The sequence below is a fragment of the Bartonella sp. CL435QHHD genome (assembly GCF_042195095.1).
Taxonomy (GTDB): Bacteria; Pseudomonadota; Alphaproteobacteria; order Rhizobiales; family Rhizobiaceae; genus Bartonella.
Map to the genome: position 1 here is coordinate 1 of NZ_JBHINS010000065.1, position 21,283 is coordinate 21,283.

12 protein-coding genes, 1 tRNA gene and 8 pseudogenes are annotated in these 21,283 nt (G+C 35.3%); 6 read left to right on the forward strand and 15 right to left on the reverse strand.

Going from position 1 to position 21,283, the window contains the following annotated elements:
* Together ACFILH_RS04705 and ACFILH_RS04710 are read left to right on the forward strand one after the other, a co-directional pair.
* Nucleotides 1-2,950: helicase-related protein (locus tag ACFILH_RS04705; RefSeq protein WP_375667449.1), on the forward strand; the 2,950-nt coding region annotated here is incomplete at its 5' end.
* A 12-nt stretch (nt 2,951-2,962) separates the two neighbouring features.
* Nucleotides 2,963-4,153: pseudogene (locus tag ACFILH_RS04710) on the forward strand (type ISP restriction/modification enzyme); the annotation flags it as partial.
* Nucleotides 4,154-5,126: 973 nt separating this feature from the next.
* Here ACFILH_RS04710 and ACFILH_RS04715 read toward each other — a convergent pair.
* From ACFILH_RS04715 to ACFILH_RS04740, 5 genes and pseudogenes are all read right to left on the reverse strand, one after another.
* Entirely contained in the window at nt 5,127-5,597 is a 471-nt protein-coding gene (locus ACFILH_RS04715; RefSeq protein WP_375621053.1) for an SMI1/KNR4 family protein, read from the reverse strand.
* Between the two features lie 275 nt (nt 5,598-5,872).
* Nucleotides 5,873-6,220 carry an HNH/ENDO VII family nuclease gene (locus ACFILH_RS04720; RefSeq protein ID WP_375660688.1) on the reverse strand — a complete coding sequence of 116 codons (348 nt, stop codon included), beginning with the start codon at nt 6,218-6,220 and terminating at the stop codon, nt 5,873-5,875.
* 88 nt (nt 6,221-6,308) lie between these two features.
* A pseudogene (locus tag ACFILH_RS04730) lies at nt 6,309-8,956 on the reverse strand (DUF6990 domain-containing protein).
* A gap of 12 nt (nt 8,957-8,968) precedes the next feature.
* Nucleotides 8,969-9,403: a hypothetical protein gene (locus tag ACFILH_RS04735; protein WP_375658085.1), complete on the reverse strand. Its 435-nt coding sequence runs from the start codon at nt 9,401-9,403 to the stop codon at nt 8,969-8,971.
* A 301-nt stretch (nt 9,404-9,704) separates the two neighbouring features.
* Nucleotides 9,705-10,659: pseudogene (locus tag ACFILH_RS04740) on the reverse strand (DUF637 domain-containing protein); the annotation flags it as partial.
* Between the two features lie 1,012 nt (nt 10,660-11,671).
* Here ACFILH_RS04740 and ACFILH_RS04745 point away from each other — a divergent pair.
* Nucleotides 11,672-12,200, forward strand: a pseudogene (locus ACFILH_RS04745) (hypothetical protein).
* Here the strand turns inward: ACFILH_RS04745 and ACFILH_RS04750 are convergent.
* From ACFILH_RS04750 to ACFILH_RS04760, 3 genes and pseudogenes are all read right to left on the reverse strand, one after another.
* Nucleotides 12,193-12,897 carry a hypothetical protein gene (locus tag ACFILH_RS04750; RefSeq protein ID WP_375667452.1) on the reverse strand — a complete coding sequence of 235 codons (705 nt, stop codon included), beginning with the start codon at nt 12,895-12,897 and terminating at the stop codon, nt 12,193-12,195. The pseudogene ACFILH_RS04745 and the gene ACFILH_RS04750 sit on opposite strands and share 8 nt — an antisense overlap.
* 399 nt (nt 12,898-13,296) lie before the next feature.
* Nucleotides 13,297-13,603, reverse strand: a pseudogene (locus ACFILH_RS04755) (BrnA antitoxin family protein).
* Entirely contained in the window at nt 13,581-13,718 is a 138-nt protein-coding gene (locus ACFILH_RS04760; RefSeq protein ID WP_375637499.1) for a hypothetical protein, read from the reverse strand. The pseudogene ACFILH_RS04755 and the gene ACFILH_RS04760 overlap by 23 nt, the downstream one beginning before the upstream one ends.
* Before the next feature lie 363 nt (nt 13,719-14,081).
* Here ACFILH_RS04760 and ACFILH_RS04765 point away from each other — a divergent pair.
* Nucleotides 14,082-14,260 (forward strand): annotated as a pseudogene (locus ACFILH_RS04765) (single-stranded DNA-binding protein); the annotation flags it as partial.
* 21 nt (nt 14,261-14,281) lie between these two features.
* On the opposite strand, the gene ACFILH_RS04770 reads toward ACFILH_RS04765, so the two are convergent.
* The 6 genes from ACFILH_RS04770 to ACFILH_RS04795 all read right to left on the reverse strand — a co-directional run bounded on the left by ACFILH_RS04770 (nt 14,282) and on the right by ACFILH_RS04795 (nt 19,665).
* On the reverse strand, nt 14,282-14,848 hold the full coding sequence (locus tag ACFILH_RS04770; RefSeq protein WP_375643360.1) for a biotin transporter BioY: 567 nt from the start codon (nt 14,846-14,848) through the stop codon (nt 14,282-14,284).
* 257 nt (nt 14,849-15,105) lie between these two features.
* Nucleotides 15,106-15,663: a biotin transporter BioY gene (locus ACFILH_RS04775; protein ID WP_273790434.1), complete on the reverse strand. Its 558-nt coding sequence runs from the start codon at nt 15,661-15,663 to the stop codon at nt 15,106-15,108.
* The gene (locus ACFILH_RS04780) at nt 15,660-16,316 is read right to left on the reverse strand and encodes an energy-coupling factor transporter transmembrane component T family protein (protein WP_375631038.1); all 657 of its coding nucleotides are present in this window, start codon (nt 16,314-16,316) and stop codon (nt 15,660-15,662) included. The genes ACFILH_RS04775 and ACFILH_RS04780 overlap by 4 nt, the downstream gene beginning before the upstream one ends.
* Nucleotides 16,313-16,993, reverse strand: coding sequence for an energy-coupling factor ABC transporter ATP-binding protein (locus ACFILH_RS04785; protein ID WP_273790432.1), 681 nt, complete (start codon nt 16,991-16,993; stop codon nt 16,313-16,315). Before ACFILH_RS04785 ends, ACFILH_RS04780 begins: the two co-directional genes overlap by 4 nt.
* A gap of 40 nt (nt 16,994-17,033) precedes the next feature.
* On the reverse strand, nt 17,034-18,461 hold the full coding sequence (locus ACFILH_RS04790) for an amino acid permease (protein WP_375631049.1): 1,428 nt from the start codon (nt 18,459-18,461) through the stop codon (nt 17,034-17,036).
* A gap of 1,069 nt (nt 18,462-19,530) precedes the next feature.
* On the reverse strand, nt 19,531-19,665 hold the full coding sequence (locus ACFILH_RS04795) for a SlyX family protein (protein WP_273790429.1): 135 nt from the start codon (nt 19,663-19,665) through the stop codon (nt 19,531-19,533).
* A gap of 455 nt (nt 19,666-20,120) precedes the next feature.
* Between ACFILH_RS04795 and ACFILH_RS04800 the strand changes: the two genes are divergently transcribed.
* Nucleotides 20,121-20,196 (forward strand) — tRNA-Thr (locus ACFILH_RS04800).
* Between the two features lie 99 nt (nt 20,197-20,295).
* Here the strand turns inward: ACFILH_RS04800 and ACFILH_RS04805 are convergent.
* Nucleotides 20,296-20,498 (reverse strand): annotated as a pseudogene (locus tag ACFILH_RS04805) (helix-turn-helix transcriptional regulator).
* Between the two features lie 275 nt (nt 20,499-20,773).
* Between ACFILH_RS04805 and ACFILH_RS04810 the strand changes: the two are divergent.
* Nucleotides 20,774-20,978: pseudogene (locus tag ACFILH_RS04810) on the forward strand (hypothetical protein).
* Nucleotides 20,979-21,283: the final 305 nt, after the last annotated feature.

Sequence of the window (21,283 nt, forward strand, 5' to 3'; positions counted from 1 at the left end):
TCGTAAAAACCAAGATGATATTGTTGGCATGGAAACATCAGATCTTGTTCTCCCTGCTACCACGGATGCGAAAGCCCTTGCGCGTAAAGCCAATAAGACTTCTCTTGATGTGATGACCGTGGTCTTTTCGACTTACCATTCAATCCAAGTGATTTCGGATGCGCAAAAAAAGTATGATTTACCCGAATTTGATCTGATCATCTGTGATGAAGCGCATAGAACCACTGGGGCTTCATTGGGAACTGAAAACAATGAATCTGAATTTATCAAGGTTCATGATAACAGCATCATTCGAGGTAAAAAACGGCTGTATATGACAGCAACCCCTAAAATCTTTACGGATGATGCTAAAAAGCAAGCCAATGAGATCAATGCCATTCTAGCATCTATGGATGATGAAGAGCTCTATGGAAAAGAGCTTTATACCTATACTTTCTCAAAAGCCGTTCAGAATGAACTTTTAGCACCTTATAAGATTATTGTTTTGGGTGTTAATGAAAAAGAAGTAAGTCAATCCATTCAACATCTGATGACCGATGAGAATTATGAACTTATTCTTGATGATAAAACCAAGATCATAGGCTGTTATCAAGCCCTTGCCAAAATAGATCTAAAGGTTGATTTAAGTGATGATCCTAACCCTATGCGGCGGGCTTTGGTTTTTTGTAAAGACATTAAAACTTCTGAACGTATCCGTGATACCTTCAATTCTCAAGAAATACAGGAAGAATTATTTAATCTTCATCAACTCTATAAAGAGACGCCGCCTCTTCACTGTACCTTTGCTCATATTGACGGAAAACAAAGTGCCAAATCACGCAATAAAGCCCTTGATTGGCTTAAAGAAGATGCGGGGGAAAATAGTTGCCGTGTGCTCACCAATGTTCGCTGTCTGTCTGAAGGAGTGGATGTCCCTGCTCTTGATGCCATTATGTTTTTACACCCGCGTAAAAGTTATGTGGATGTCATACAGGCGGTGGGGCGTATCATGCGGCGTGCACGAAGTAAAAAGAGAGGCTACATCATTTTACCCGTTGGGATCCCTGCTGGAGTTTCTGCTGAACATGCTTTACGCTACAATAAGAGATACAAGGTAGTCTGGCAAGTGATCAATGCTTTGCTTGCTCATGATGAGAATTTTGAAATCACCCTTAACCAGATGATTTTGGGGCAAGATGTTAGTGATTCTTTGGAGATTGTCGCCTTAAAGAGCATGACCGCTGTTGAGGATAAAATCCATATCCATGAAAAATCAGAACATATGGGGCTTGAGATTGGAAAAGCCGCTCATGAACCACAAACTATTCATAGCGTAACAGGAAGATTACCTTTTTATAAAGAGTTTCCCAATGCTCTGAAAACCCTTATTGCGAAGAAATTTGCTATTGCGGATTATTGGGAAAATTGGGCGGGCAATGTTGCTGAGATTGCACAAAATCATATCACGCATCTTCAAAACTTGCTTTCTGATGAAACCAGTGAAGCCTTTCATGCTTTTGATGCATTTCATAAAGAACTAAAGAACAACTTAAACAGTGAAATCAAACAAGAGGAAGCGATTGAGATGTTAGCGCAACATCTTGTCACGCGTCCCGTGTTTGAAGCTTTGTTTGAGGGCAATGAATTTGTACAAAACAATGCCATTTCGCAAGCAATGGAAAAAATCTTAACAGAACTGGATAAAACCAATATCGAGGAAGAATCCAAGGAATTACAAGAGTTTTATAACAGTGTAAGGCTTCGTGCTTCTGGGATTACCACACCACAAGCAAGGCAAAATCTTATTATTACGCTTTATGAAAGCTTTTTTGCCAAGGCATTTAAGAAAACCACGGATAGGCTTGGCATTGTTTATACGCCCGTTGAGGTTGTTGATTTTATCATTCATTCTGTTGATGATGTTTTAGAGCAAGAGTTTGGCAAAAGCTTGGGATCACGTGGCGTCTCTATTCTTGACCCTTTCACTGGAACGGGTACCTTTATCACACGGCTTTTACAATCCAATCTCATCAAACCAGAGGATATGGAATACAAATTCCGTCATGATATCCATGCCAATGAGATTGTTTTACTTGCCTATTACATAGTAGCGATTAACATTGAATCGACCTATCATAGTCTTATGAAAGGTGAGTATATCCCTTTCAAGCATATTGGTTTGACTGATACATTTCGGATGCTTGAAGAGAAGAATCTGCTACAGGAATTGTTTAAAGAAAACAGTGAATATTTAGAACACCAGAAAAAGCTCAATATCAAAGTTATTTTTGGTAATCCTCCTTATTCAACTGGTCAAAAGAGTGCGAATGACAACGCAAAGAAGACCCCTTATCCACTATTAGATAACCATATTCGTGAAATCTATGCTGCTCAATCTAAAACACCTTTTGTGCAAGCACTTTATGACAGCTATATTCGTGCCATTCGTTGGGCTAGTGATCGTATTGATAATGCTGGAATAATCGGCTTTGTTTCTGGTTCTGGGTACATAGACAAGCCAACAATGGACGGTTTACGAAAATCTTTAGCCAAAGAATTTAGCAGTATTTACGTACTCAATTTACGAGGAGATATTCGTAAAAACATGTTAAGTAATGGGGCTGCTCAAGAAGGGGAAAATGTTTTTGGCAATGGTAGTATGACCGGTATCGCTATAACGCTCTTTATCAAAAAGCCCAATGTGACTGAATCATGTAAAATTTACTATCACGACATTGGTAGTAATCTTACAACTAAAAGAAAACTTGAGATCCTTGACGAATTTTGCAGTATTGATGGTATTACCCATGAACAAGGCTGGCAACTCATTACACCAGACAAGCATGGTGACTGGATTCATCAACGTGATGACAGTTTCAACGCATTTTTAGCTTTAGGCGTTAAAAGAGGGCATGATAAAAAGCTTTTTGAGACTTATTCTTGTGGTATTGTAACTAACCGTGATGCCTAAGCATATAACTCGAGCCTTGAGGCTTTAGGGAAGAACATGAGCAATATGATTGCTTTCTATAATAGTGAAGTAAAGCGTTTTAATGAAGCCTATGGGCATGTTGATAGTATAATACGTGAAAAGGCTGTAGACAGTTTCATCAATGCCGATACAAGTAAAATCAGTTGGAGTTATCATCTCAAAAAAAAATTGCTTAAAGCAAAACTCTTTCCTTTTGACAATAACTGTCTTACGCAAAGTCTTTATCGTCCTTTTACAAAGCAGTGGCTTTATTACAATCGCAGTTTCAATGAAATGGTTTCTCGAATACCACGTATGTTTCCGATAGGACAAGCGGTTGAAAATCAAGTAATTCAAATTACAGGCATAGGAGCAAGGTGTGGTTTTTCTGTTTTGATGAGTAAGGATTTACCTAATCTAGATGCAATAGAAAAAGGTCAATGTTTTCCACGCTATATTTACGAAGATACTGAATCTTTAAAAAATAAAAAACAATCCCTTTTATTTACAAACTCTATAGAAGAAAGCACAACAGCTGATTTACAAAGGCGTGATGCCATTACTGATGAAGGATTGGCATATTTTAAAGCCGCTTATCCTAATGAAACTATCGCTAAAGATGATCTATTCTATTATGTTTACGGTCTACTTCATTCGGAAGATTATCGTGCTCGTTATGCTGATAACCTCTCTAAAGAATTGCCTCGTATCCCTTGTGTAAAGAGCGCTGGTGATTTTTGGAAGTTCGTAACAGCAGGACGTGAATTGGGTCATTTGCACGTGAATTATGAAACTGTAGAACCTTATCCTGTGACCTTTAAAAAAGGTAATCCAAAAGTTACAGAAATCTCTAATCCTGAGAAATTCTATTATGTAACTGAAATGAAATTCGCAAAAGCAGGTAAAGAGAAAGATAAAACCACTGTTATTTATAATAGCAATATCACAATGACAGATATCCCTCTTGAAGCTTATGAGTATATCGTTAATGGTAGACCCGCTCTTGAATGGGTTATGGGGCGTCAATGTGTAAAGACTGATAAAAAGAGCGGCATTGTTAATGATGCCAATCGCTATGCTGTTGAAACCATTGGCAACCCTGCCTACCCTCTAGAGTTGTTTCAAAGAGTTATTACTGTAAGTTTAGAAACAATGAAAATCGTGAAAAAACTACCAAAATTAGAACTAAGAGAAACTGAATAACTTATAAAACATGCTCACATAATGGGTATGCTAAACTCATAAGGGGTATAGAGCTTATAATCATATCTATACCTCTTTTGTAAGTTGATTACCTACAATCTTAAAAGGAGTGTTTATATGCGTTATTCTAAAAAGAGAACACTTGCACTTTTAAACACCCTTATTTGGATTGCTTTAAGACTTTTAAGAAATCCTATCTTAAAGTGAATATGCTTCTTTTACATTGCCTTTAAAAGATTATACCGTAATCTAAAATGATAGCTTTATTGTTATCAAAAGCTTTGTTTAAAGAGAGTTATATATATTCATTTTCTTATATTACTTATAGGTTTTGAAGGTGCTTAAAACCTTCAAAATACCTTCAAAACCCCTTTTTATATATATTATAGATTGTATTTACGTATTGTGTGTAATATAGGTTGTTTATTTAAAACATTAACATATTGAAATATAATAACTTTTATTTTTTGATTGAAAAAAATATATAAAGGGGCGTAAAAGGAACCCTCAAAATACTCAAAATCTTCAAAACTCATAACCATAATGGTCTTGATAGCACTTCTTATGAGTTACAAACTATCTTTTGAAAGGCTTTAAAGGAGCATATGCTTTTCATAAAGCACATTTTAATCACTCACTAAAATAATCTATTTTGTCAGTTCAATTTACTGACACATAACTGACAAATATATATTTATAGTTGTATTTATTTGTTATGGTTGGTTTAATAAGTTGTATTTTTAAAAATTGATAAAACTTAACTTATTGAAATATAATGATTTTAATTTTCTCTCATTTAAAAAAAATAATATAGGCTCTAAAAAGAACTGACAAAACTGACACGGTCTATTAAAAGGGATTTTTCTCATCTCTATAATGATCAGTTTCTATTGAGATGTTTTCATAACAGTCTATAAATTACAATTATCCTATTTATCAACTAGTTGTATAACATCATCTAAGGTATAAGTTTTCATGAATCTTCCCCTGCATACTCTTTAATTCTTTTGCAGAGAAATTCATAAAAATTACTTGCGTAATATTCGGAATCTTCAGATGTATACTTGAGATAGAGAGGGCATTCACCATCCCTAAACTGCGTATAATCAAAATAAAAGGTTTCACCAAAATCAGTTGTGCAGATAACAAGTTGTTTGGGGTCCGTAAAGCCATCTCTTCTATCGAGCAAATTTCGGTAAACAATATCACCAGCAGGAATACCTGCACAGATTTCATAAATACTGAATATTTCTTCACCTCCAATTTCTCCTCCTCCATAATTTTTTAAAAAATTCTTATAGGAAGAGGTAAATTGTAAACCAAGAGTGTTCTCAGCTGTTTTAATCCGTACATCATCAGGGGCATTATCTTGAGTACCAAAATTAATAACATGACTATGCATATCAACATATTGTGCAACATCTGATAAAGTATAACTTTTCATAAATTTTTCTCCATAAGTCACAGCGTGTTTTTACTCATAATGAGTGTTCCTAATGATCAATCTTTTTCTACTATAGCCAATGGAATTGAGATGAGATTGATAAAATCATAAGAGATATGTTCTTGACGGAGCTCTTTTCTCATCTGTCTCTGTACAATCATCTCGCATTTACAATATATGATGGAATTAAAGGAGGTGATCATTAAAGTTTAGAGAGCGCCTTTTAGGGACATTACTCCAATATTTGCAATAATTACTTTTTCTTTTTTTCCTACTTAGGAATTTTTTTTTGAAATCCAACAAATAACTTTTCTGATAAAATTTGTCTTTGGATTCGTAGGAGCAAGCAAACTCCTGCCTTGATAAAATGAGTAGAGAACCTCAACGAGAGGACTATCTTGTTCTTGTGTCACAGGATGTAACATAATAGGTCTAAAATCGACTCCAATAGGTGCTCTTCCTGATACCATTCTTTCCACATTTGTACCCGTTACTATCTGTCCTTCTTCTTTCCAAGAAGAAACTGTTTCGGGCTCAAACAGTTCATCTTCCTGATAAACTTTTTGACTTTTAAATTCCACCGGCTCAGCTGCCCCCATACTTTTTTTCTTTATCCATTTCATGATTCATAATCCCCTCGATTTTTTCAAAATAATCAATTTATTCTTTGTTCTAAATAGACTTAAATAAACTCTCCTTCCAAGAGCGAGGTTATTCCTCGCTAGAAAGCTCTGAGTGATCATCAAAATCTTTTGCTACCCGTTCAATCAAAGCGTAGCTCACTTGCTTCACCTTTGCTACTTCTTTGGCTAAAGCTAATGCACGTTCAAGGTGGGTTTTGTTGATGCTCTCGTCAAAGCCTAGGTGATCACCTGCCGTAAAGCTTTTCTGATAAGATTGTAAGGTCTCAACATCACCCAATAAAGNCCTAGGTGATCACCTGCCGTAAAGCTTTTCTGATAAGATTGTAAGGTCTCAACATCACCCAATAAAGCAAGAGCGCCAAGATGAAGTAAAGCATAATCCGTATTATCTGCTTTAGATGTTGCATCTTGTTGCCAAGGAGCAGTGCCATAATCAGAGCGAAGTCTTTTAGAAAGGTCAATGTCTTTGACTGACCATTCTAGCGCATCATCAAGTGCTTTCTTTAAGCGATCCGCAGTGACTTCTGGTTCAAAGATTTCTAACCCCTTTGCTTCAAAATTAAGCTGTATATCTGGAATATCTTCCGTGTGGGTAGGATCAATGAATTTACAAGCGGTGGAAAGAATGCCCGTGCTAATCATAAAGGCGCTATCAAATTGCGGGTAGTCTTTGGCAATTTCGTCGTTATAAAGAATATCTACTTCACGATCAGCCAATTGATAGCTTGCCATATGGTCATTCTCATTGATTTTCTCGGTTGACCAGCCTAAGCTTTTTAAAAGTGCATGAGCACTTTCCATGGTGAGATGATCATCAGTGTCATCCACTTCATCCGCTTCCTCTGTCGCCTCAACAGCAATAGTTTTGGAAGCAACAGATGCTGTTTGCGGATCCAAGCTTAAAATCGGAGCATTTTTAGGAAAACCTGCTCGATAACCCCGTGCAAGAGTGAGGAGATTATCAATTCTATATTTTGAGATTTCTTCCACAAAACCTAAAGGATTTCCCTTTCTAAAATTCTCCTTATAAGATTTGAGCTTTTCAACATCCCCAATCAAAACAAGCGCAATAAGGTGACGCGCTACAAGATCAAGTTCACTGTTTGTTGGCAAAGCCGCATAATCATAAATGATTTGATTAATATTTTGCCGATCAGCCCATTCAAGAACATCCGCACTGATCTGTTTTAGCTTGCCTTCAGCCAATTCAGTACTAGAAACTGTATAAAATTCTTCTGCTTCTTTGAGGGCTATATATTGAGGCATATTATAGAAAATCTCTCTATGAGCCGTAGAAAAACTAAGTGTTGAAAGGGAAGCCTTAAATGCAACAATCGGCTCTTCTTCATCACTTTGAAGGTTATACATTATATTGATGATACGGTCTTTACTTACAAAATAAGCATTGCGATTGTAGTTTTTATCACGATAAACTGTCCAACCCATTTCTTTTAATTGCTCTGTAACTTTATTGAAAGTAATCAAAACTTGTGGACTGAGATGTGCTTCTGCTGACTCTCGCTCATTAAGGATTTTCAGATGTTTTTCAGAAAATTTAACGGCATGGTTAACATACCCCTCCAGTTCTTTATCAAGATTTTGCAAATGGTCAGGTAGCTTACCCTCTGCGATAGAATCTTGATAGGATTTTAGGACATCAATTTGACCTGTCAATGCTAAACAAGCCAAATGCCAAATCACAGCTGGATAATAGCTATACTTTTGAACACGTGTTTTGCTTTCTATTGATGCTTGTAAATCTTGGGCACGTGCCCACTGTATCACCCGCTCAGAGACTTTGATAAGCTCTTGCTCATTCAATGTCTCTACACAAATATCAATTCCTTTATCAAAACCACTAAAAATCCCTCCTCCTATCGTGTTAAAAGACTTATAAATATCCGTAGGTCGTATCCAATTATATTCTCTCCTATAGTGAATATATTCGCAAGCTACAGAAATCTTTTCATTAGATATTTCAGCTTCGAGATGAACATTATACTGATCATAGAGATGTACAAAGCCAAAATCTAACTTAATAAAACGATCCGGCAAAACCAACCACATTTTCCCAAGCTCTGTGGAAAACCACCCTTGAATTTTAAAAATGCGAGTTGCTGCTGTAAGACTCATCGACCTCTGTTTAGGTTTTTTACGCGCTAAAGTGTCATCTAACTCCCCGTTTTTATAAGCTTGCACAAAAAGAATGAGGCGCTCAATCCACCCTATTGTTTTGTAATCTGAAAATTCTGGTACATGTAATTGGGGTGTAAACTTAGAACTTTTTAAAGCCTCAATATCACCAAGTAATGCTTCTGCAACAGCAGAATGATTGGCTGCTTTTTCACGTAATTTTTGTTCAATATCTTGTGCTTTCGCCCAAGCGATAACCCTATTTAAAGATTCCTTAACATGGCTTTCTGAGAGATCTGAAGCTGTAACATCGAAATCCTCTTTCGCAGAAAACAGCGTATCTTCATACTTATCCTGTGATACTTCACCACTAGCATATTCCCAAGCAAGGCAATAAGCAGCAGTGGTAAGATTAGCCGATAGCCGAAACTTTCCCCCATCCTCTCCATAATCTACAACATCATAACTAATGCCTACAATGCGATCGGGAAGATGATAATGCGCAAACATACTACCATCTTCAGCACGATAAGGTTCCCAGCCAAGCGTTTTTAAAATCTCTGTCACGTCTTTAGTTCGCATCGCTATTCACTTTCATTCAAAAAGTCCTAGACAATGAAAAACGTTAATGTCTGTTTTGTCTAACTTATTACTCAATTGTTCTTTAACCCATTTTTTACTAGCTTGGTTTAATTCTTTGCCACTTCCTTTAAAATCTTTGAAAGATTCTTGATATGCCTCTAAGAACTCTTTGTTCTCTTTAAAAAATTTTATAAATTTTCCTTTTGTGGACTCAGCATTTCCTTCTTTATATGCCTCTTTCAAAATCTTTTGTTGTTCACTTAATTTAGCATTCTTCCCCGTTTTTACCTCGCCAATTTTTATTTTACTATTCTCTATATAAACGATATCCGCACGAGATCTTACTACCCCCTTATCCGTCTTAGTTTTGAATACTATTTCTGTTTTGCATGTTCTACATCCTTCATCATTTAATTCTTGTTTTTTCTCATCGCGTTTTTTTTTCATGATGCTTCCTGACTTGTCCAAGCCTTTTACCCTTTCCATCATTATCATCATTATTGTTTTGTGGATTTTCATTGCCCGTTTGAGAATTTTTATTTTTTTCTTCTTTTGAGTTTTGGTTTGTTTTTTCGCTGTCTTCTTCTGCATTTTTCAATGCAAACAAATAGCCAAAGAAATCCGTTATAGCCGTCTTATTGCTAGAGGATCCAACAACAGTTGCTCCGCCAGCCATAAAAAGAGACAGAGCTGCCAACTCTTCTGGTGTAAGCGACACAATGAATGCTGCTAATGCTGCTACCGCAGGAAGAAAATTATTCTCCGCAGCATTTCCAGCGGCATCCGCGCCAGTATTTATTGACATCACCACCAGCAAGGGCAGCAGCAAAGCCCCCCACAGCCCGTGCGACATCAATGGCATGATCGCTAAAGTCAGCAAACTGTGCTTCAATCTTTGCATTTATACGCGCTTGTTCTTCTGCCGTTGGAATACGACCATCCAATGCTGCTATTTCTTTTTGTATAAAATTGGGGGACCACAGTTTAAACTGGAGCATAGCAGTGGCTTCGCCCACAGGCCCCGCCGATAGCACCGGCAGAGCAAGCGCCACTCGCAACCGCGCCTTTTAAACAGCCAAGACCAGCGTGGGCAACGATCTGTGTGACCGTGTCTATTTTGCCTTCTGCCTTGGCGGTACCGATTTCTTCTGCCAACGATTTGCCAACCGTATCAGACAGGGCGATGCGCAGATTGTTAAAAAAGTTCTTGTCAAGAGAGCCACCCTCAAGAGCCGTTTGAACGCTCGTGCCAATGGCGGCTTTGATCAAGTTTTTTTTCGCTTCAAGGGCGATACGATCGACAAAAGGAGCGGTTTTTGGCAAAGATTGTCCAACACCTGCCATTTCCGTTATTTGACTGGTTAAGCCCGCCATTAACATCGATGAGACAATGCTGGGAACATTCTTTGAAGAGCCAAGCTCATGCAAGGCGCCGGCAATATTGCCGCGATTATTGACAAAAGCCACAGCGCTTTTGTCAATCAATGCTTGGACACCTGCCTGTATAACCGCATTCATGGCGGTGCTCGAGCCAAGCCCCAAAGCACCGGTAATGGCACTGGCAGCACCCAAGGCTGCTCCGCCCGTAACCGCGCCCCCGTGACAGCCAATGCCACGATAGCCGCACCGGCTTCTTTCAGCCCTTGGGTTTTATAATCCCAGTCTTTAAACTCAGCCTTAACTGCTAGCCAATCAACTTTCCTTACAAATCTTAATCAACCCAAAGTAATAGCCTGAAATAGCCGTGTGTCGTATGGAAAATTAAAAACAAAAATCGAATGAAGAAAATGCACTTGAGACTTGCATATGGCTTCACAGGTTTATTGCTGTAAAAGCTTCAAATGATGATATCTCTAATACTTTTCGCTTGTTCTCTTGTGGTAGCTTCCACACGCGAAAATATATGGACTATAATACCTCTTCTCAAGCTTATCAAACTGAACTCAAAGGTATTTCCTTATTGATTTTGAAAGAGTCCTTAAAACGCATTTTGCAGAGCAACGTAGAAAGCATGTCTAAAAAAATCATTCCAAGAGCAACAGATTTTTCTAAGTATTGTGAAGAGATTGAAAAAGACCTTCTTTCACGCACCAAAACTCTTCATGAACTAATGATAGGAGAGTTTAAAATAGATTTCTAAAAAGTAGCAAAATAGTGAAAAGTGCTGATCATTTTTGGATTGGATATGCATTTAAAGAGTGATTAAAAAGTTTTTTTAATGTACAATATATTTCTAGAAGCTAAAATAGCTCTATAGTATCAAATTTATAAAGTAAATAAATCCATTAATACAAATTAAGGATTTTAGGATACGCGAATTTCAAAATATTTGTTTTTTAAAACATGAGTAGCCAGCATCAGCTCAAAAAATGTTGCGGCAATTATGATTCCCTTTCGTGTACTTTTGAAATAACAGAGCTTTTCTTTAATCTGTATGAAAGGGTTGCCAGTGCGATGGGCTTTGTTGAAAGGTGGATTTGGGTATCAAAATGCAAGCAAGAGTTTGGGATTATGGAGCTCTGTGTTTAAAGCTATCATCAACTATAGATAAATCATAGACGAGGTTAACTAAAGTATTAAAAGCAACTGGATGCAATAGAAGACATTGCTATTAAAAGAAAAGCAAATGCTAAAAAGACTAAAAGGTAGTTTGTGTTTTTATATCAGAAAATAATTTAAGAAATTGAGATCATAATTTTTTCACAGGAAATAAATATGTTTACAGATAAGAAGAGAAAAGCCTTGTTTGGCGTTATAATTTTTATATTTGTATGTTTTTTAGGAATAAGAAAAAATCTTGACTTATTCAGGGTATTTTGACATTCGCGTCTATTTCTTTGGTGATCGTAACAACTGTTTTTGCAATTTTATGCAATTCTAATATCCCTTCTGAGTTGCAAAACAACCCACAATATAAATGCGGCAATACAAAAGGTTGGAAGAGATTAACATGTGAGTTATATCAGTATATGCACAGTCTCCTAAAGTTAATAATTTTAGCGCTTGTCGTTTTAATTTTCCCAAGTATTTATAAAGAAACTGTTTCTTTGCCTGTCATTTCTAAGTACGTGGAGCACAAGTTTTCTTTTTCATTGGATACCATACTTTGGTACTTAGATATTGCTCTTGGATATTCAAATACCATAATTTGGTACTTTTTTTAGTCTGTGTATTCTTCCTTATGTTGCGTACACGCAGTTTAATAAATATATCTATTTACACGCTACAGAGCTCTATTAAATAGATACAGTAAAATTTACAATTTCATGCTTTAATTTTTCTTTTATATTTCCTTCATTATACATACCATTATCATTTTTACTTGTTTTAATAGCAAATTTATGTTGAAAATTTTCAGTATTAAAGATTATATCAAAATTATTATGTGTCTTTCCAACAAAACTTATGTTTTTAAATACGGGATTTACTTCATATTTTTTAAAAAAGTTCAAAAAAAATTCTTTTAAATTATTTTTTTCTTTAAATTTGATATCCAAGCCGAATTCTATTTCAGTATAATCATCCGTGGGAAATTCACCCAACACAAGTTTAGCCATCTTTAGCAAGTTGCCTTCTGATTGCATTGCAAAAAAGTCTGATTGTTTTGGTTGTGTATATTTCAGTTTTATCTCTTTAATTAAACGCAATTTTTTTTCGAACTCTTCCTTACCAACAATATCAGGTGAAATATCAATCGTTTTCGGGGGAAAAGATTTTTTGTAGTGTAGCTGCAAGAATTTGTTTAACTCTTTATTTGAAGAAAAAAGAGTTAACTCTATAGGAATCAAAATTCCAAAATATTGCTTATTCTGTTCAATCTGATTTTTAGAACGTGGGTTAGGAATATTCTGAAAGTCGTTTTCAGAATCAATAACTTCAGGATTATAAGGACTATTTTCTCCCGTTAAAACATAAATCCAATAGCAGATCTTCGAGTTCACAGAAAAATTTTCGATTATTAAAGTAGCACATTGATTATCACAGTTAAAATCGTATCTTCTTTCCTATAAAAATTTATCAGCATCATTGATATTAACTAATTCTGAGGCTGGATCTATTTTATATTTATAAGAAAAAAAGTTAATGGTATTCATAAAGTTAACATAATTACAATGTCTATAGTCTTATCAGATGGCAGGTGCTTCCCAAGTTATCTTAGTGGCCACGAGAAGGTGGTGTATCCAAAATATATTGTATTGTTTAGAATTAGTTAGTTAAAGATCGAAGCTATACAATTTTAATTGCAAAAGCAATACGAATTTTAGAGAACTCTGCAGTGAAAGCTGCTTAGATTTTTAGAATATGGGCTCCCCCTTCCCGGCTTTTAAGTGGAGGAGAAATCAGTGCATTGAACGAAGCATAGTATCACGTAAAATGGCGTTAATACGCATTTGATATCCTTTCCCTTGACTTTTAAAGTCACGCTAGAACGTCTGAATCCACACGCACTGTTGTAACAGTTTTGGGTGGTTTATAGAATGGATTGCGAACGGCATTTTTCCAGAACGCATCATTGAGTGACGGAATATCTCTATAATCAATTGCATTGTCCGGCATTACAGCCAGTTTATCAACTTCAACTCTCTGTTCATCTGTCAAAGGTGATAAGTTACCTACCTCAATTTTATAACGAACTTTCTTCTTTATAAAGTTTCCTCTCTTTCAAATTGGCTCGCCGTGCTGAAATAATACGGATTACCTCTATGCCATTTTTATCGTCATGGACAATATGCGCTACGAATAGTAATAAAAAAACATCCATGAGCCATAAAGCTTGCTAACCATACTCTCCATTTTCAATACGGTCTTGTTTAGCCATGGAGAATGGATCAGAAAAAACATATGCAGCTATTTCAAAACTTTACACGGTGCTTTCTAAGATTACTTTTTGTTTTAGCTTCATTCCATTCAAATCTCATTTTTATACCTTATATTAATACATTTATAAGGGCACTATATACATCAAGAGTTTTTAGATGAACACTAAATTATCCATGTTTTTATACAATTAATATAATTTAACACTTTTAAAATTAGTGATTAATTAACTAAAAATATTAAAAAAATAATAAATTATTCTAAGGCTTTATGCATATAGTATGCAAATCGAATAAAACTTACAAGCCTGTTGAATAAAATGATATTAATTGGCTATGTAGGGGCTGCTCCTGAAAGCAAAAAAATGAATTTGGGTGCCGAAATATTCAACTTTCGTATGGCTACCTTTGAGAGCTATACAGATAAAAATACCAATAAAAAGTAGACAAAACAGAATGGTATTCCGTGATGCTTTTTAATCTACATACATTTGGCAAAACTTGTTCTTCAGTACAAAATTGCCCCTTTTTCCGAATGAATGAGAGGAACGGTTTTTTTTATGGTCAACGCTACAAAGGATGCAATCAGCACTTTCAAGAAACCACTAACCAAAAAACCTAATGAACTTATTAAAACTGTCAGCAAAGGAACCTGTGTCATATACGCTACCCATGGTATTCCAAAAGAATAGACTATCCCAATGCCACCCACAGTATTTATCACAAATAATATTATAAAATTTAACCGCTGCCAAAATAATTCTACCATAAAGCCAATAAAAAATGCAGCAAATGGAAAACTAATCAGATAACCACTTGTAACTCCTGAAAAAACACTAATTCCACCACGACCACTAGGCAATAGAGGTAACCCAATCGCAATAAGAACAAGGAAAAGAAGTGATGCTAACGCTCCCCTTTTTGCTCCAAGTATAGAGCCTGCTAACATCGGAGCCATAGACTGAGCTGTAATAGGGACACCCAGCAAAAAAGGAAGATAAATAGGAGGAAAAAGACTCAAAACAGCGTAAATAGCGGCAAATAAAGCAATATAAACCAAATCTTTTGTATTCACTGAATTATTCCTTCACTAGGGAAAAGCTTTCGTTATTGTTGTACAATTAATAAAAAGTATCAGATTTATAAAAGTACACTTTAAATGCCTTAGATATAGAGAAAAATATTATAATAATTTATTTTAATAATATTACTTATATAAATCATATTAGATTCTACAATGTTTAATTATATCATAAATTACTATAGTTAAATTCAATAATAGTGATATACGAATATTATATAACAACAGCATAACAAAATAATACATTTATTTTAGTTATTATGCTTTGAATGCATGAGAGGAACAGATCTTTTAATCGCGAGTGCAATAAAGGATGCAATCAACGCTTTTAAACAATCGCCTATCAAAAAAACTGATGAAGCCATTAAAACATTCAGTAAAGAAACTTTGGTCATATACGCTGTCCATGGAACCCCAAAAGAATAAACTATCCCAATGCCACCAAAAGTATTTATCATAAATAATGTTATAAAATTTAACCGCTGCCAAAACAACTCTACCATTAAACCAATAAAAAATGCGGCAAATGGAAAACCTATTAAATAACCACTTGCAATCCCTGAAAAGACACTGATTCCACCACGACCACCAGACAACAGAGGTAATCCAATCGCAACAAGAACAAGAAAAAGGAGTGACGCTAAAGCACCCCTTTTTGCCCCAAGTATAGACCCTGCTAGCATCGGTCCCATCGATTGAGCTGTAACAGGTACCCCTAGAAGAAAAGGAAGATAAATAGAAGGGAAAAGGCCCAAAATAGCATAAATAGCGGCAAATAAAGCAATATAAACTAAATCTTTTGTATTCATTTAATTCTTCTTTTACTATAAAAACTCTGATTATTACGAGATGCTGTATCAATAGTATCAGCATCATAAGAACGCGCTTCCAATGCTTCAGACACTTCTGACGCCATTCTTATGGTCCGTATAATTAAAGGTATCGCAAGAGCAACAATGTTAGTATTAAGTCCCCGTGCTTGCTGTGCTTCATGTACCTCATTAAACTTTTCACTCAAAAGAGGAATAAACCTGATCGCCATAGAGATAACCATACTCACTTTTGATGGATTTATACCAAAACAACGAAAGGGCTGGAGGCCTGCTTCAATTGCATCCACCATATCTGACACTTTTGTTGTGAATGAAATAACTGATGATAAAGAAAAGAGGATAACAAGACGTAATATGACCTCAACCCCCGTAAGCCAACCGCTAAAAATAGTTTGAAATACAAATAGAAGAACTAAAAGCAATCCCATCGATTTAAATTGCTTTATCACAGTTTTGAAAGGAATCTTGGCGACTCTATAGAATAAGATGACAAACAACAAAAATAAACCAAGAAGCGCTATGGAAGAAACCATTATTATAAAAGTTCCACACGCCGTAAGAAATAATAACTTAACTCCAGGCCTTAACCTATGAATAAATGTATCCCTCGGAATATATAAACCGATCATGACATTCTTCTTATATACTCCTTTATAGCAACAAAAGGTACATCATCAATTGCTATCTCCCCCTTATCAAAAACCAGCACTCTATCAAACTTTTTCAAAAACTCTAAATCATGCGATACAACTATTGCAGTTTGTGGTAATTCTTCTATCACTTGCGTAACGCGATGCTTATTTCGCAAATCAAGTAATGTCGTCGGCTCATCAAAAATAATATAGTCTGGTTTCATTGCAACTACACCGGAAATAGCAACGAGTTGTTTTTGCCCACCACTTAATAAATGGACAGCGTGATTTCTGAAATCTTGAAGTTCATAGCGCTGTAAAATTTCATCTACACGCTCCTTAATTTCATCTTTATTAAGCTTTAAATTTTTGAGACCAAAGGATAAGTCCTCTTCAACTAATGGTAAAACAATCTGATTATCTGGATTTTGAAAAACAAATCCAACTTTACGCTTTACTGCTTTTGCATCGCGTTTTGTATCAAGCCCATCAACGCTTACAAAACCATGAGATGGTAATTGGAGCCCATTAATAAGACGAACAAATGTACTTTTTCCAGAACCATTCGCACCTATAATAGCAATTCGTCTTTCGGTAAGCTGTACAGTAATATTTCTTAAAACACACAAATCACCAAAAACTTGTGTTACCTCATCAAATTTTATAATCCCCAAAGTTTATTCCAATCAATTCCTTTTATTAGCTCTTCTTTCTCTATCGTTTCAGTTTATAACCTAAAAGTAATAACAAGCACCATAGAGGAATAATAATGACTGCCAAACTCATATCAGGCATCTGTACAGGAATATATGTTTCAAGAAAAGGCACGCTTATTCCTATCATATCAAAAAGTCGAGTCATCAATCCATTTTGCCCAAAACCACTGACAAACATAATGCAAAACAATAAAGCAAGAAAGCTGAGGCAAAGATAGTTAGCGTAAGGATATAAACCAAATGCATAAATAAAATCGCCCTTTCTGTTCTTATATGCATTGCGAAATTTCAAATGAACAATAACAATAATAGCCCAAGTAATCACTGCTGCTGCAGTTGCAAGAGCCATGATCCGCATGAAACTATTATCAGGAACAAGAGCATTAACAACGACAATCAACGCCGTACATAATGATGAAAAAAGGATAGCAATATAAGGAACACGAGCAGCACTCAGTTTACTAAAAATATGTGGTGCATTTTTTTGTACAGCTAAACTATAAAGCATACGGCCATTAGAATAAATGCCACTATTGTAAACAGAAATAGCAGCCATAATCACCACAAAATTCAAAATATGACCAGCAGCAGGAATTCCTATAGTCTCGAAAATTGTGACAAAAGGACTACCATTTTTTCCAATCATATTCCAAGGGCTGATTATCATAATAACGCTGATAGAACCAATATAAAAAATTATAATCCTCCACATAACTTGACGAATAGCCGCTGGAATTGTTTTTTGTGGATTAGATGCTTCTCCAGCAGCAATACCAATAAGCTCCGTTCCTCCAAAAGAAAACATTACTACAGAAGTTGCTAAAACAACCCCTACTGCTCCATAAGGGAAAAAACCGCCATGGTCCCAAAGATAATGAATATTCGCTTGATTTTCCCCTAGTCCAGTGACAATGAGAAAAATTCCCAAAATAATCATACCAATAACAGCAGCCACTTTGATCAAAGCGCAAACAAATTCAAATTCTCCATAAAAACGAACATTAAACAAATTAACAAATGTAACAAATAAAAGAACAATGAAAGATGTCTTCCAATGATCAATCAAAATCCAATGATCAAGGTAAAACCCTATCACTGTAAGTTCAGCCATGCTCACAAGAATATAAAGAAACCAATAATTCCAACCTGTTATGAAACCAGCTAATCTCCCCCAATATTTATAAGCAAAAAAACTAAATGCTCCTGAAGACGGTTCTTCTACTGACATTTCACCAAGCATTCGCATAATGAAATACATAATAAGCCCGCCGACAAGATAAGATAAAATAACTGAGGGACCAGCTAATTGAATTGCCTCGGTTGATCCATAAAAAAGTCCCGTCCCAATAACGCCACCCAAAGCAATCATTTGAACATGGCGATTTTGAAGGCTACGCTTCAATTCCTCGTGCTTTTTTTCAGACATCATGCCTCACTACTTTTGTTGAACTTAACCTCAACTTTTATTGAAAAATTAGGCACCTCTTTCAAAAAACACAAAACAAACGTAAACTTATTTTCTCATCATAATGCAACTCCTCATTTTTTTGTGCATTATACGTATGTCCCGTTGAAGTTTTAAGAAAAAATATGCTCCACCCTTTATTTAAATTAATGTCCTTCATTTTCGTTACACTGACCATTATAGCATTGGTCATTGATAACGCACACTCTGTAATCACATCACATTGGACAACAACCCCCTTTAATAAAATTTTAATAAACCTTCTGCAAACAGATATCTATCACCTTAATCAATCTCTATGCAAGGTAATGCCTGATTTTCTGTCCTCAATTTGCATTACTCTCACTTATTTACCCGCATGGTCTATCTTTGGTGCTTTAGCAATAGTATTTTGTATCTTAAATTACGAAAAACAAAAGCCTTTTCACAAAATATCATATACATATAACGAAGAGTACATTTGATCTTGAAAAAAACTTCTAGAGCTCTCTGTCCTATAACATAATCGATGTCGCTTAAAACCCCTCACTCTATAAAACAACTGAAAATCACTTGATCATCAGAACAAATTAAAACGCTTTATTATAAATATAGACGCTCACTTATGATTTCTATAGATAACGATAACATCACTTCATTTGTATCAATTTAAAAAAATTAGCGAATAAATCTACCTCCCACCTATAAGAAAACTCTGTACAGAAAAAACTTAAAATATTGCAGTTCATATATTTTTCTATGGCTGCTTCTTTATACTCTACAAAAACTTTTCTTAATTTTCGTACTAGAAACCCCATGTAAAAAAACGTCTTCTAATATCAGCTCTCCTTATAAGATTAGAACTTATTAGAATTAATGAAGAAGCTTATAAAAATTATTCTACAAGTCTAACAAAATGCGTGAAATAAAAACTCATCTGTAAATAATTGCAATTATGATAAAAAATATTTCGCACCTTCTCCCTATTGAGAAAATGGTAAGATAACAGCTTCAGTAACACTCTGTTCTTTTAAATCTGAAAATCGTCTCGCTAAAATATCAACTTTTTAGATATCTCATCCAAACTTTTCCATTGATTAATTACCTCTCGAGAAAGTTCTTCAATGAATTTTTCTTGGTAAGCTAGCTTCATTTCTAGTTCTATCAGCCGATCTTCATCCGACATGATTTTTACTCCCTCTTAAATAAAAAAACGTGATTAATTTTATTAATCCTCCTCCCTTTTTCTTCCCATAAAAATGAGAAGTAACTTTTAAACTAATTCTACTCATCTTATTTGCACATTATAAAGGGTTTATGATGATCTTTATTTTCCCAATCACTTATGCAACAAATTTCTTTCTCAAAAACCAGAAAATGTTTTTATCTTTACTAAGATATCTTGACACCATTTTTCATCCTAAAGATCTACATTCCCAGCTTCTTAATTTAAGTGTTATCGTAAATTGGAAAGCATTTTATAGCATTAAGGTCAAAGAATACTTTCCTCTGACTTTTACATACTTCTCCTTCAAATTATTATCATATTTATAAATTATTGAAAAAATGCATTCTTGCTTTTATACGTACTTTTAGCTATTACCCTCAAATTAGTTTTGTTTCATTGACTTACAAACCTATGCCGCATTAGCTCAGTTGGTAGAGCACATCATTCGTAATGATGGGGTCGCTGGTTCGAATCCGGCATGCGGCACCATTTTATTTCTTAAACATATTGAAATATATAGATTTTTTCTTTAAATAGCCATTTTCAGACCACCTTTTAGACCACCTTCTACAGTTTATATAATTTTACCTAATTTGTTCTTATTTTCTCCTTATTTTTCGTTGAAGTGAATGCTAAAATCTCTTTTTTCCTTCACCTTACTGCTCTCCCTAGCTTGCATAGCTTTGGAAATACACCTGAGGCATCTAATGGCGAATCGTTGTTGTGGATACACTAAAAAGCTGTGCACATTCACGGATTGTTACATATCTATCGCCATCATCAAATATCATTTCATTGCCTTTCTCTTTTTTATGTTATGTAAATGGGCTGGGGGGCTAGGAGGAGAGAACTTCCTATATCTTCAAGCGGCTTTTTGTCAAAATCTTTTTTGTCTCTTGTGCTATTGCCTCTAAAAAGATTTCAATAGCTTGATTGATTTGCTTAAGACGCTGCTGGAAACATAGCCAATACAACACCAGACAAAGGTGATACCATTGGACCCGAACACCCCACAAAATGCTTCATATGAAAAAGACAAAAGCGTTATTCATATGGAAAAAAATATCTGACGGTGAGGTCAGCGATCATAGCAGCTTTTCTTATAGCTTTAGTCAAAGCCTTTTTTCTTGGGAAAAAAGTTGAGAAGCAAAAGCAAACAAAGGAAGCTTTCAAGATAGCGACAACACGGCTTGAGATAGAAAATGAAGATTAATAAGAAAACTGATGCTGCTATGCGCACTAAGCTTTCTAACTGGCTGCGCGACGAATGAATGAACTTCTTGTATTGGATGGCTGCCAATTTATTTGAATCGACAAGATATCAATGTGATTAGTCCAAATTTGGCGAGAGATATTTAAAACATAATGAACAAGGTGCTGGTCTATGTGGTTGGAGGCATAAACGGAAAATAAAGTGCTAAGGATACAATTCCTCTGAAAGATTAATCAATGAAAAGATTTGAAAGAGGTCGATATATTCAGATTAAAAGTAAAAGAACTTAAAGGATAAAAACGCTCTGGTGGTCGATTGGATTTAATTAGAGTGACGGAGATGTCTGAGTTGAAGCGAAAGGAT

Coding starts and splice junctions, on each gene's coding strand:
- ACFILH_RS04715 (WP_375621053.1), bottom strand. CDS start 5,597: ATGAAAAGTTATACTTTATCAGATGTTGCACAATATGTTGATATGCAT.
- ACFILH_RS04720 (WP_375660688.1), bottom strand. CDS start 6,220: ATGAAATGGATAAAGAAAAAAAGTATGGGGGCAGCTGAGCCGGTGGAA.
- ACFILH_RS04735 (WP_375658085.1), bottom strand. CDS start 9,403: ATGAAAAAAAAACGCGATGAGAAAAAACAAGAATTAAATGATGAAGGA.
- ACFILH_RS04760 (WP_375637499.1), bottom strand. CDS start 13,718: ATGGATGTTTTTTTATTACTATTCGTAGCGCATATTGTCCATGACGAT.
- ACFILH_RS04775 (WP_273790434.1), bottom strand. CDS start 15,663: ATGAATACAAAAGATTTAGTTTATATTGCTTTATTTGCCGCTATTTAT.
- ACFILH_RS04780 (WP_375631038.1), bottom strand. CDS start 16,316: ATGATCGGTTTATATATTCCGAGGGATACATTTATTCATAGGTTAAGG.
- ACFILH_RS04790 (WP_375631049.1), bottom strand. CDS start 18,461: ATGTCTGAAAAAAAGCACGAGGAATTGAAGCGTAGCCTTCAAAATCGC.
- ACFILH_RS04795 (WP_273790429.1), bottom strand. CDS start 19,665: ATGTCGGATGAAGATCGGCTGATAGAACTAGAAATGAAGCTAGCTTAC.